The organism is Paenibacillus sp. NRS-1760 (genome assembly GCF_050467785.1).
Classification (GTDB): Bacteria; Bacillota; Bacilli; order Paenibacillales; family Paenibacillaceae; genus Pristimantibacillus.
Genome location: NZ_JBITPK010000008.1, coordinates 615646 through 628693, shown reverse-complemented (window position 1 = coordinate 628693; position 13048 = coordinate 615646). Strand labels below are relative to the sequence as shown.

Genomic DNA, 13048 nt, shown 5'->3' with positions numbered 1-13048 from the left:
AATTGGTGTTTGACTTGCTCAATACTTAACTAGCTATTTTAAAACATTATCGGATCGACGTGATCCATTTGTTCAGTTTTCAAAGAACTTGTTTGTCACATTTTGTCGTGACAAGAAATGATATTATCATCTTCGTCCAACGTTGTCAACCGTTTGTTTCACAAATGTTTGTGAGTCATTCAATTGTTTGTCCGTGTCTCAGAAGCGACAAGAAATAATATATCACTTACGCAAACAGAATACAAGTTGAAAAAAATGACAATTACAATTTATTTTAACGCACTCATTATTCTGGTTTATGGATAGTAATCCATCATCATTTAACTAAAAACAAAAGGAGCTATGCCTCAAGGTCTGTAACCTTAAGAGACAGCTCCTTCTTATTAAAGCATTCAAAACAATGCTTTGAATGACGTCTTATTACTATACGGTTTCACCCAAAAGTCGCAATAACTCAGTTTCTTCTTCTATAACCGTAATACCAAGCTCACGAGCTTTCGTCAGCTTGCTTCCTGCGCTTTCGCCAGCTACAACAAAATCTGTTTTCTTAGATACGCTGCCTGAGATTTTGGCTCCGCAAGCTTCGAGCAGCTTCGCAGCTTCATCCCTAGACATCGTCGGCAGCGTACCTGTAAGTACGACTGTCTTCCCGCTGAATACACTATCATTTCTCGCAACCAGCTGCTGTTCCGCTTCAGCTTTCACACCAAGCTCGCGCATTCTGGCAATACTCGCAATAATAATGGGATCTTGAAAAAATCCAACGATGCTCTCAGCAACAATACCGCCAACATCCGGAAGCGTAATAAGCTCGGCAGCTTCCGCTTGCATAATAGCATCTAAATTTCCATAATGATCAGCCAGCATTTTCGTTGTTGCTTTGCCCGTGTTCGGAATGCCAAGAGCAAATAAGAATGACGCAAGCTCTCTATCCTTGGACTTTTCAAATGCGGCAAGCAGCTTGAGCGCCTTCTTCTCACCGAATCGTTCGAGTCCAATCAGATCATCGTAAGCAAGAGCGTACAAATCAGCAGGATCACGTACTCCGCAATCTTTGTATAGCTGTTCTGCTGTCATGACGCTGAACGTATCGATATCCATTGCATCCCGAGACGCGAAATGAGTGATCCGACCGATAATTTGCGGCTGGCAGCCCAGCTTATTATTGCAGAATAGGTGAGCTCCCCGCTGCTCGAGCTCCGTTCCGCATGATGGACATACGGTTGGAAACACAATTTCTTCACCAGGCACATCATCGGCCTTGCCCAATATTTCTGGAATAACATCATTTGAGCGGCGAATCGTAACGAGTGTCCCTAGTGCGAACTTGAGGTTTTTGCGTTCAATATCGCCAATATTATTGAGGGTACAGTTTTGTACAGTAACACCAGCGAGCTCAACAGCCTCGACACGCGCGACTGGGGTTATTTTGCCGGTACGGCCAACCTCCCAAGACACGGCTTCGAGTACTGTTGCTGCTTCCTCCGCTTCGAACTTAAAGGCAACCGCCCAGCGAGGGAATTTATCCGTATAACCGAGTGCTTCCCGCGTCCGCATATCTACAACCTTGATTACAGCACCATCAATGAGGAAATCCAGCTGCTCCCGTTTTTCTGTTACACGCAGCAGCTCTTCTTGAACCTCTTCGATCGTGTTTTGATATGTTACATATGGATTCACCTTAAAGCGGTTGTCGTTAAGAAACTTCTGCATTTCATGATGATCTGCAAAAGAAACTCCGTCAGCGTAGCCGACATTATAGAAAAATGCGTTCAGCTTCCGCTCGGCTGTAACCCGCGGATTAAGATTGCGCAGTGCGCCTGCTGCGGCATTCCGTGCATTTTTGAGCGGTTCAGCTGCCGTTTCATTATATTTTGCCAGCACGGAAAGCTGCATAATGCCTTCTCCCTGCACTTCAACAATACCATCAGCCCATGGAATTGTGAGTGGAACAGAACGTATCGTTCGAACCTGCTGCAATATCCCTTCGCCAACTGCACCGTTACCGCGCGTAGCTGCTTGAACCAGCTGTCCATCCTCGTAGGTCAGATTCAGGGTTAAGCCGTCGAACTTCAGCTCAACGACATAAGTAGGCTGCGGCAAAGGCTCTTCTTCCGGATGTTTTGCATTATAATCAGCGACTGCTTTAAGCAATCTTGTATTCCACGAAAGCAGGTCTTCCGTATTTTGAGCTTTGTCCAAACTCCATAAACGAGCACGGTGTTTGTACGGCTCAAAACCTTTGAGCAAATCGCCGCCTACTCGCTGTGTCGGCGACTCAGGCAAAAGCACGCCCGTCTCCTTCTCCAAAGCGACAAGCTCATCATAGAGCTTGTCATAATCCGTATCATTTATTGTAGGCTGATCAAGCGTGTAGTAGCGATAATTATGCTCTGCAATGATCGCAACAAGCTGCTGCATTCTCTCTAATTGAGCGTTCACGGAAGGCTCCTCCTTCTAATCGTCAAAAATGGCTGATCAACCTTATACTTTTGTTATCGGGGCAAAGCCGGCAAGCAATCGCTTGATGCCAACCGGAGCTGGGAATGCGATGTTAAGCTCCATATCCTTGCCCGTCCCTTTGACGGAGACGATAACGCCAATTCCCCATTTGCCATGCGACACGCGATCGCCTGACGCAAATGTTCCAGGCGCGGCATCGCCCGCCGCGCTGCTGCCCTGAGCCGCCCGAGCGGCTTCCTGCAGCGGCGTGCTGACACGCACGCCGCCTCCTCTGCCGCCCATCGCGGCTGGGCCCGTTCCCCCCATACCTGGGGAACGGCTGCCTGCACCGGGCGCACCGCCAGCTGGCGCGCGACCGGCAAACCCGCGGCTCGCGCCTTGCGCAGCCGCACCAGTACCGCCCGTGACGCTAACGCCGCTGCGAGTGCCCACGCTTCCACGTGAATAACCGCCGCTGCCGCTAGAAGCGCCTTCTCTTACGCTCTCTGGTATTTCCTGCAGGAAACGCGAAGGCATGTTGCTGCTCGTACGGCCAAACAAAGTCCGCATCCGCGCACATGTCAGATAAAGCCGTTTCTCCGCGCGGGTAATCCCTACATATGCAAGACGCCGCTCCTCTTCAAGCTCTTCATTATCAGCAAGAGCACGGCTATGCGGAAATACGCTCTCCTCCATGCCGATAATGAAAACGACAGGGAACTCAAGTCCCTTAGCACTATGCATAGTCATCAGTGTAATCGCATCTTTGTTCTTCTCTGCTTCTTCTTCATCCTTGTTCAAGGAATCGATGTCGGCTATGAGTGCCAAATCAGTTAGGAACGCCACGAGCGTCCGATCCTCATTGCGCTTCTCAAAATCCATCGTCACCGACAGAAACTCATCGATATTCTCAAGACGCGCCTTCGACTCCAGCGTGTTCTCTTGGTGCAGCTCCATCCGGTACTGCGACAGCTCGAGCACCTTCTCTGTAAGCTCCGTTACCGATAGATATTCAACCATCCGTGTAAGATTGTCGATAATCTCATAAAACTCGCGCAATAGCGTCCGTGTCCGAGCATTCACCTCAACCTCGCCGAGGTTGTTCAATACACGGTAAATGGAAGTGCCTCTTCTCGCAGCTTCATCCGCAAGCTTGCCAACCGTTGTATCCCCGATCCCCCGCTTCGGCACATTAATGATACGCACCAAGCTTATATCGTCATCCGGGTTGGAAACGAGCTTCAAATATCCGAGCAAATCCTTAATCTCTTTGCGATCATAGAACTTAATGCCGCCAACGATTTGATAAGGAATATCCGATTTAATCAAAATTTCCTCTATAACCCGCGACTGAGCATTGGTACGGTATAATATCGCATGATTGGCAAATTTATAGCCGTTATTCACATTTTTGCGAATTTCCCCAGTTACAAAATATCCTTCATCATGTTCAGTATCTGCTTGATAGAGTGCAATGAGATCGCCCGCGCCTTGATCCGTCCACAGCTTCTTCGGCTTGCGCCCTGTATTCAGCTTAATAACCGCGTTTGCTGCATCGAGAATATTTGCTGTTGAACGATAGTTTTGCTCCAGCATGATCGTCCGCGCCTCTGGATAATCGCCCTCAAAATTCAAGATGTTCGTAATGTCAGCTCCACGCCAGCGGTAGATGGACTGATCGCTGTCACCTACTACGCATATATTATGATGTTTATCCGCAAGCATGCGGGTCAGCATATATTGTGCTCTGTTCGTATCCTGATACTCATCCACATGAATGTATCTGAACTTGTTCTGATAAAATTCAAGCACCTCTGGAACATCTTTAAACAGCTGAATCGTCATCATAATAAGATCATCAAAATCAAGTGAGTTATTGCTTCTCAGCTTTTTCTGGTATTTCGTAAACACTTGGGCAACGATGCCCTCAAAATAGTCGCCGACCTTTTGCTCGAATTGCTCCGGCGTAATCAGCTCATTTTTCGCTCCGCTTATTGCAGCTTGAACCGCCTTCGGCTCAACCTTCTTCGTATCGATGTTCATGTCCTTCATACAGCCGCGGATAACCGACAACTGGTCCGAAGAGTCCAAAATAGAGAAGCTGGATGTAAAACCGATCCGATCGATATCTCTTCTGAGGATACGCACGCACATCGAGTGGAAGGTAGATACCCAAATGTCCCGCCCTGATGGTCCAACAAGCGCACTGACCCGGTCCTGCATCTCCCTTGATGCTTTATTCGTAAAGGTGATGGCCAAAATACTCCATGGCGCCACACGCTTCTTTTCTATTAAGTAAGCAATTCGATGTGTCAGAACGCGAGTCTTGCCGCTGCCCGCTCCCGCCATAATCAAAAGCGGCCCGTCAGTCGCTTGAACAGCATCACGCTGCGGCGGGTTCAGCTTCTGTACCGCCTGCTCGATACTCATATAATTCAACATGCTCAGACTCCTTTGTTCGCATATGTTCGCCTCTCACCAGTGTAGACAACGGCTACCGCTGTGTCAATTTGAGAATATAGGAATTAGCTTGAATTATGACAGAAAGTATGTCAACGCTATAAACAAATAAAAGCATCAGCCGTTCTGTCCCATAGTCAATTAAGTGCAACAGGATCAGATACAGCGAATGCTTTTTTTCATTGAGACCATGGCTATAGGCAAAACAGGAACAAATCAGACATTCTTAACAGCTGCCACTGTCGATAACGCTGCTTCAAGATCGCTGTAAATAATGTTTCCTACAACGACGGTATGAGCAGCTTCAGCCGCTTGACGAGCTTTGTCTGCATTGTCAATTCCGCCGCCATAAAATACCCGTGCTTGCGTGGCTGTCATTCTTGCCCGTTTCACCAGCTGCATATCGCCGAATCGTCCGCTATATTCCAAGTAAACAACCGGCAGGCGCATCAGCCGATCAGCCATTCGCACATGTGCGGTGAGCTCTGCTTCTGTCAGCTCCGTTTGCGCACCCGTAACTTTTGCAGCAGTAGCCTCTTCATTCAAAATAATATACCCTTGCGCCGCCGTTTCCTCCCAAGGAACGAAGGAGCCATATTCTATTAGCCCCTCGGTTTGCCGTCCGGTAATCCACTCTGCTCTGCTCGTATTAAGGACAAGCGGTACAAAATAGCCGTCGAAGCCGGGAACCGCTCCCTCTAAAGTAGAAACCTCTAATGCACAGTCCACCGCATACCTGCGAATTCGTGCCATAAGATCCACTGTATTCTCAAAAGTAACGCCGCTGGAGCCTCCGACAATAATTGCGTCTGTACCCGAGGTACAAATCGCGTCAAGCTGCTCATCGGAAATTTCTCGATCAGGGTCGAGCTTAAACACATGCCTCCAGCTTGAAAACCAAACCTCATTCATGAATGATCACGCCTCGCTTTGTCATAAATCAATTGTCGCATAATTACTTTCCTTCTATGCTATGTCAGCGAGAAATCCGTGTCAAACAGTTACTTTCCTTCAAGCTCCTCTTTCATATGCTTCATCAGGTTCTTGTCGCTAGCATTGGGGACTCTTACCCGCTCTAAATAAGTCAAGGCTTCCGCAGGATCGCCGTCTGCCTTCGTAATGCCGTAATAAATCAGTCTAGCTAGCGGACGCAATGCGTCATCGTTATCCCCTTCTAACTTGTAAGACGCGATGGCTTCCTCATATTCCCCTTTAATGACCAGCCTGTCTCCAGCAAGCATCCCTTCCTCTGGCATCGTGAAAAACGGGGGTTTCTGGATTAGAGCCGTGTAATAGCCGCTAGAGCTCGATATTTTGCGCCCGCCCGCATCATAAGCATCAACTGACCATATGAAATCTCCCCCGGGATAAACCGCGCCAAGCACTCCGATATTAGACAAAGCAACATTTCCTCCCGAGTCCATGCTTTTGCCAAATCCCAGCGTATTTCCTCTCAATTCCTTCAAGCTGTACTCCGCTGTTGTTCCTTTAAAGCGCTCATCTGAAAGCTGTACCGTATTAGCGCCAACAGTATTCCCATCTTTAATGCGGAAAATGGACGTTATCGAAAGCGTATAGTAATCCGCACCCGGATAGGCATTCCATTCGAATTGCAATTTATCCCCGGTTAGCTGTTCTTTATTAACTGGTGATATAACACTTACTTGCGGTACAAATTGAAAATCGTATGTTTCTGTTTTGCCTTCTAGAGCGCTCACATACTCTCGGTCAGACTGCGTTAAGTAATATCCATTTACCTCAGCAGGGGTGACACCGACTCCAACCTCATACTCATTAGCATCGACGTCATAAAAACGATAAACACCATGCTCATCTGTAATGGCTACCGGGTAATGAAGATAAGGCGGCGTGCTCCATCCGCTTGCATCCTTGCGGTGCAATATAACAAACACATTCGCAGCCGGTTTTTCACCAACCTTAACTTTCCCTGTTATAGTAGCCTGCTTATCAGGTATCTCCGTTCTTGTACTTAAAATCGCTAGATAGGTTCGCAGCTCCTCATCCGCATGGAATGTACCGGTATTCACATTTGCGTCAAGCTCTGCAAAAAGCCGTTCTGCTTTATCCCACTCCTTGTTCCACATATAAAGCTTGCCCAAATTAAATTTAACCCCATAAATATATGACGACGTTGAATATTGCTCCACCAAATGTTCGAGTCGGTTTATCTCGCGCATACGTTCCTCTGCCGTTCGTTCTCCTCCGCTGGAGGAGCTGCTGCTCGGGAAAATAAATATACGATCGTCGCCGCTCGAATCCGTAACCAGCTCAGACGCCTCAGACGCTAATAAAAGTGCAGATTCCGCGCTCTCGGTTCTAGGAAACCACTTCCACAAAACTTCGTATTTCTCCGTATGAAAAAGGAAAAAGGGAATTAGAAAATAGCAACTTCCCGCTACAATCATAAGAAAAGCGAGCAGCATAGCCATCGTTTTCACTTTCATTCGTATCATTTTTCCTTCGGCCACCCTTCAAGCAGCTCTGATTCATAATAAACGCCGCCTGCAATCATAATTAACCGATCGCTGCTTTCAGGCTGGGGCTTGGCATCCATCGTTTGCGGAGAATATACAGATGACGTTAAACGCTGCCAGCCGATTACGGGTACAGCGATACACATGCATAGGACTAAAACGACAGCAATCCCAGGTATACGCAGCTCCCGATTCCAAAATGAAGGAGGGCATGCTCGGTCTAAAACAGTCTTTTGAAGCTGTTCAGTGAACTGAACGCCCGCCAGCTCTATATCCAAATTTTCACGAATGCTTTTTGTATCATGCTCTTGTTTCATCCTGCCAGTCTCCTTCCTCTAATTGCTGCCTGAGCTGTCGCCGTCCTCGCAGCAGCTTACTCTTAATGGTACTTTCCGGCTCACCGAGCACCTGCGCGATTTCTTTAATGGTCAGCTCTTGATAATAATAAAGAACGATGACCTCACGATATTTGAATGGCATAACTTCAATGGATTCACGAAGCGATGAGGCCAGCAGCCATTGTTCAACTCCCGTATCACTCGGCGCTTTAAACATCATGTTATGTACGCTCAATTCTTCTCCTGTTTCCGCTCGAAACAGCAGCCTTTTCCATGAAGCGAGCCTCATCTTGCTGCGGCAGCGATTAATTGTCATTTGCAGCAGCCAGCCGCGCAGGCTTCCATCGCCGCGGTATTGTTTTATTTTTTGAAAAGCAGTTATAAATACCTCCTGGCTCACATCCTCTGCCAAGTGATGATCCTTCAGCAGCAAGGCGGCTGTCCGCAAAATATCGTTGCCGTACTGCTCCATCAGCCACTTCAGGGCGGAGCCGTCACCGCCTTTCAGTCGTTCAATCGCTTGTTGCTCCGCACTCATCCATTCACCTGCTCTCTCTATAAGTAAAGATGCGGTTTGAAACGCAAAAGGTTGCAAATCCGTCTTTTTAAAATTTCACAGCAAAAAATACCGCCCTCCCATTCGCAGAGAAGACGGTATCGCTTGTAATTTCGTTAGATTTATTTGACCAGTTGACCACGCGTAACGCCAAGCTGGTTAATGGCTTTCAGGCTGCGCCATACTTGCGTGCCGCTAATGCGGCCATCAAGCGCATCACGGTAAAGAGACAACACTTCAAGCACTTTCTCCGGCGTTTCTTCTAGAAACTCGACACGGAAATTGGATACGCCCATTCCTACAAAATTGCGAATGTACTCAGCACCCGATTGCTCGATTGCATTGTACACGGTGTTGCGGCAGCCTTCGTCTACGCGAACAGGATGCGCCATGCCAATACGATCCTGCAGGGAAGCACGCTTCTCCTCACAAGGACGTCCGCAGTTTGTGAAGTCAGTTCCTTCACTCATAAAGGTGCAATATACGCAATGCTCCGTGTGGAACATCGGCAAATGCTGATGGATAACCATTTCCAGCATCGAAGTATCTGAGCTTTCCAGCAAATCAACCATCTGCTGAATGTTCAAATCATACGACGGTGTTATCAGATCAAGACCAACCTCGGTAAACAGCTTCACTGCCTTATGATTGGCTACGTTCAGTGAGAAATCGCCAATCAGCTTAGGAAATGGCTTGTCCGGATTAGCTGCACGAGCGCGCAAGTAGTAATAAAGCGCTCCAGTGTTCCGAACAAGTACGGCATCGGGCTGCAGCTTCAATATATTCGCATGGTAGCCATTTTCGCCAGGCATGTGAATGCGTGGCGTAGCCAGAGCAATCGGCTTGCCTGCTTCACGGGCAGCGGCTACCGCTGCTGGAAATTGTTTGATAAACTCAAAATCGGCGTATACATAAGCGACATCGGTTTTGACTGCTGCCTGCACCTGCTCCAAGGTGCGGCATAGTGCGATCAAGTTTGCATCTTTTCCGCTCTGAGGAGCCAAAATATCTTTTTTCGCCACATCAGCCAAAACAGCATCCTCGCTTGCGTAAATTGCATTCTTCACATAGACAGGCGGCTTCGGACGCTCGCCTGCAAGCAGCTCTACCGCTTCACGGCGCAGTCTGTTCAGCTCACGAATCGGTACGATCAAATCACCTTGCAGCTCTACCTCCAGCTTCTCAAGCTGATAAACCGTGCCGCCCAGACGGCCCAGTTGATCCTCAAGCAGCGCTGCATCCATCGGACGCTTCTGTGCCTGCTCCAAATCGATCTCTGACGCGACTTCAACCGTCGTCCCTTTCTGTACATCTGTCCACCAGGTACGCATCGGCTGACCAAGCGCGCCCGTCACTCGAACATGAAGCGGGAATACGCGATATGGCTTTTCTGTTTCAAAAGAAGCTCTGAGGCGTCTGTCCAGCGCCGGATCATTCGTTTTCCACACACGGTCGCCTACATGAACCTTGCGCAAATCAACATCATTGCGTCCAGCTACCAGCTCGATCAATATGCCTTCCTGCGCTTCGCCCTCGATTTTCACGCCTTGACGGCGAATATCGTAAACGCGGCCTCCCTCTTCCTTTTTCGTCGGGTCGCCTGCGTCAAACACAATGCCATCTCCGCGCTTAAGCGGCGCTTCGATCTTCAGCGTAACTGCATCGCGCATAATGCGCTCTACTCGGCCGAGGTAGACACCGCGGCTTTTCGGGAACGTACCCTCAACAAGCATCTTGTTGTTTGTTCCCGACAGGAAACCATGCGTGAAGCCGCGCGAGAAGCTTTGCTGCAGCTCACGCACATCCTCCACAGACGGCTTCGACAAGTCGCCGTCAAAATATTTATCGATCGCGCGTCGATATTTGCTCACGACATTCGCAACATACTCTGGGCTCTTAAGCCGCCCTTCGATTTTAAATGACGTTACGCCCGCTTGGATGAGCTCCGGCACAATATCAATCGCCGCCAAATCCTTCGGCGACAGCAAATACGCAATGTCTCCCATCGGCTGTACCTCGCCGTCGACCATCAAATCATACGGCAGCCGGCAAGCCTGCGCACATTCACCGCGATTGGCCGAGCGTCCTCCCCACATCTCGGACGTGAGACACTGACCCGAATACGATACACATAGCGCACCGTGCACGAACACCTCCATTGGCAGCTTCGCTTGCTCGCCAATGGTACGAATTTGCTTCAAATTATTTTCGCGGCCTAGCACGACCCGCTCAAGACCAAACGGCTTCGTAAACTCGACAGCCTCTGGCGATGTGATCGTCATCTGAGTAGAGCCGTGAATTGGAAAGTCTGGCGACAGCTCGCGAATCAGCTTCACTAGTCCCAAATCCTGTACGATTACCGCGTCCACGCCTGCATCGATACACATTTCGATTAACTTCTGCGCGTCTCTCAGCTCATCCTCGAATACGAGAATATTAAATGTGAGAAAACCCTTTACCCCGTACGTATGCAAAAATGCCATAATTTCCGGCAGTTCCTCACTGCGAAAATTGTTCGCGCGTGCGCGGGCATTAAATTTCTCCACGCCAAAAAATATCGCATCCGCGCCATTTGCTACGGCCGCTCTCATGCAATCCCAATCGCCAGCCGGAGCCAGCAGCTCTATGTCCGATCTCATTATTGTATCTGTCATTTTAACTATCAATCCCTCTCATTCTTGAAACCTGCTTCCACTATCTTAACAAACCACGGACATCTATACCACTACACAATACTGGCATCGCGCAAGCTTTCACGGTTGACGCCTCATTTAAATGAAAAAAAGACCGATTCCCCAATAAGGGAACCGGCCTTCTACTAATTAAAACGAATCGATTGCACTGCGTCGTTGATGATTTTGAGGTTGCTGTCTGAAGCACGCACATCGTAATAGTTTAAGCTAAATACTATCGTTCCTTGTGCAGAGTCAAAAATATAAAACTCTTCTGTATACGGAATATCATCTTGTGGCTTGGATGTATGGATAACGACATGCTGTGCCGTTTTTCCATTAATCGTAACCGTATTGGATTGCTTCGTCGTACTTCCCTGCGCGCTGCCTTCAGTTGAGTTCACATATTGCAAAAGCGAATTTACAACGGTAGCCGCTGGTGTATCCGACTCAAAAATATTTATGCTGCCTGCACTAAACGTATACAAAACATCATCTTCGTTAAAGTTTTTCTGAATACCATACCAGTAGGTTGGGAGTTCAATAGAATAACCATAAGTAGAGCTGCGTTTTGTTGTTTTTGTGCTGCGATCAGCCAAATCATAACTTTCCTCTACATTGCCAAATGTTTTCTCAATTAAAGCAGTATCAATATCGACCGAAGCCAAAACTTGGTTGTACGTAAGCTTGCTCTTCGCGCTATTAGCGGTAGGATACATATAAACTAATGAATAGCGGTAATTTCCTGAAAATAAAGCAATCTCATTATACGTAAACCATGCGTCCTCACCTAACGAAAGCTCATAGCTTAACGCTACCGCCTTGCCATCAATCAAAGTTACTGGTGTTGTAACGAAGTTGCGAACACTGGAGTTAACAAAATCCTCACGAATTCTCGCTTCCCTCTTTTGTGCCCAATTGTCCATCGTAACGCCTGCTGTTAATGAAGTGAGAGAAAAGAAGAAAAGTTCCTTATCGTTTTGGAACGATGGTGTCGTGCTCTCATAATCTTTGTTCCAATCCGTTGGAAGCTTAACCGTTAGCCCATAATCCTCGTCTTTGAAGGTGATTACGCCATCTTTTACCTTCGTAACATCCTTAAGCGATTTATCTGCTGTATTAAAGGAAGGAGTAAAGCTATTTAAGAATGTATCATAGCTAGTCAAAACGGACTTATTCGCACCCTTAGCGCCTACAATAACAATGTAATACTTATCGCCTTTTTGAATACCGCGATACTCGTAGTTCATTTTTGTTTGTTTAGCGTAGCTTATCACCTTCTCGAAGGTTAAACCGCCTACTGTAATCGTGCGTTTGTCTACTGTAATCTCATCTTGATCATAATAGGAAATCATAAGCTCTCTCTGCTCTTCGACAGACAGCTTGTCATCGCCTACACGTTCCGTAATCACATTCACTTGCGCAGCAACCTTGGAATCATCGGCAGTATCTGCCCAAGTAATAAATTCGCCGTTATCGCTTTGATCCACTTGAATCAAGCCTGCTGGATAATTTAATGACCAGCCATGGTAGCTGTCACCAATTTTTGTTTTACCAAATTCGGAATCAATAGATGTGCCGCCAGTACCAGACGATTGTGCACGTACACCAATAATTATGGTTTCTTTAGTTGCATTGTCAGCTGTAATTTTTGCGCCAAAAGCTTCTACAATAACGCGCAGCGGCACCATTGTTGAGCCTTTAACTGCAACTGGAGCAACTGCTACTGCTTTGGCTGCACCGTTCACTTTTACTGTTTTGCTGCCAAAAGTTAAAACAATCTTGCGGTCATTGTAAGTAAGTGTGATCACATTGCCGTTTTCCAATTTAAGTCCTGCGCCAAAAGCATTTGTAATGACTTTTAGCGGAACCATCGTTGTTCCGTTGCTTACAAAAGGAGCCTCTACCGTAGTAGCTTTCCCATTAATTTTGACCGTTTTGCTGCCCGCCTTCAAGCGTACTTCAACCTTATTGTCTGCCTCTGCTGCGAATGCAGCTACCGGCAGCATCGCTAAAACAAGCAAAACCGGCAAAAGCATGGTTAACATTCTTTTAAACATATTTAATCTCATAATCTATATCCCC

Annotated in this window: 8 protein-coding genes; all 8 read right to left on the bottom strand. The window is 47.5% G+C overall.

The window, feature by feature from the left end; translation table 11 throughout:
• Positions 1-423: 423 nt before the first annotated feature.
• Entirely contained in the window at positions 424-2421 is a 1998-nt protein-coding gene (ligA, locus tag ACIFSR_RS09805; protein WP_430057101.1) for an NAD-dependent DNA ligase LigA, read from the bottom strand.
• Between the two features lie 63 nt (positions 2422-2484).
• Positions 2485-4884 (bottom strand): DNA helicase PcrA, encoded by a 2400-nt coding sequence (gene pcrA, locus ACIFSR_RS09800; RefSeq protein WP_430057045.1) that lies wholly within the window; start codon positions 4882-4884, stop codon positions 2485-2487.
• Between the two features lie 234 nt (positions 4885-5118).
• Complete coding sequence (locus ACIFSR_RS09795) at positions 5119-5814, bottom strand: heptaprenylglyceryl phosphate synthase (RefSeq protein ID WP_430057042.1); 696 nt, start codon at positions 5812-5814, stop codon at positions 5119-5121.
• An 89-nt stretch (positions 5815-5903) separates the two neighbouring features.
• A complete protein-coding gene (locus ACIFSR_RS09790; protein ID WP_339205310.1) occupies positions 5904-7376 on the bottom strand; it encodes a hypothetical protein in 1473 nt (490 codons plus the stop codon).
• Positions 7373-7714 (bottom strand): hypothetical protein, encoded by a 342-nt coding sequence (locus ACIFSR_RS09785; protein ID WP_339205311.1) that lies wholly within the window; start codon positions 7712-7714, stop codon positions 7373-7375. The genes ACIFSR_RS09790 and ACIFSR_RS09785 overlap by 4 nt, the downstream gene beginning before the upstream one ends.
• Positions 7698-8273: an RNA polymerase sigma factor gene (locus ACIFSR_RS09780; protein ID WP_430057039.1), complete on the bottom strand. Its 576-nt coding sequence runs from the start codon at positions 8271-8273 to the stop codon at positions 7698-7700. The genes ACIFSR_RS09785 and ACIFSR_RS09780 overlap by 17 nt, the downstream gene beginning before the upstream one ends.
• 140 nt (positions 8274-8413) lie before the next feature.
• Positions 8414-10945: a U32 family peptidase gene (locus ACIFSR_RS09775; protein WP_339205313.1), complete on the bottom strand. Its 2532-nt coding sequence runs from the start codon at positions 10943-10945 to the stop codon at positions 8414-8416.
• 164 nt (positions 10946-11109) lie between these two features.
• The gene (locus ACIFSR_RS09770) at positions 11110-13035 is read right to left on the bottom strand and encodes a stalk domain-containing protein (RefSeq protein WP_430057036.1); all 1926 of its coding nucleotides are present in this window, start codon (positions 13033-13035) and stop codon (positions 11110-11112) included.
• Positions 13036-13048 lie beyond the last annotated feature (13 nt).

Coding starts and splice junctions, on each gene's coding strand:
- ligA (WP_430057101.1), bottom strand. CDS start 2,421: ATGCAGCAGCTTGTTGCGATCATTGCAGAGCATAATTATCGCTACTAC.
- pcrA (WP_430057045.1), bottom strand. CDS start 4,884: ATGTTGAATTATATGAGTATCGAGCAGGCGGTACAGAAGCTGAACCCG.
- ACIFSR_RS09795 (WP_430057042.1), bottom strand. CDS start 5,814: ATGAATGAGGTTTGGTTTTCAAGCTGGAGGCATGTGTTTAAGCTCGAC.
- ACIFSR_RS09790 (WP_339205310.1), bottom strand. CDS start 7,376: ATGATACGAATGAAAGTGAAAACGATGGCTATGCTGCTCGCTTTTCTT.
- ACIFSR_RS09785 (WP_339205311.1), bottom strand. CDS start 7,714: ATGAAACAAGAGCATGATACAAAAAGCATTCGTGAAAATTTGGATATA.
- ACIFSR_RS09780 (WP_430057039.1), bottom strand. CDS start 8,273: ATGAGTGCGGAGCAACAAGCGATTGAACGACTGAAAGGCGGTGACGGC.
- ACIFSR_RS09775 (WP_339205313.1), bottom strand. CDS start 10,945: ATGACAGATACAATAATGAGATCGGACATAGAGCTGCTGGCTCCGGCT.
- ACIFSR_RS09770 (WP_430057036.1), bottom strand. CDS start 13,035: ATGAGATTAAATATGTTTAAAAGAATGTTAACCATGCTTTTGCCGGTT.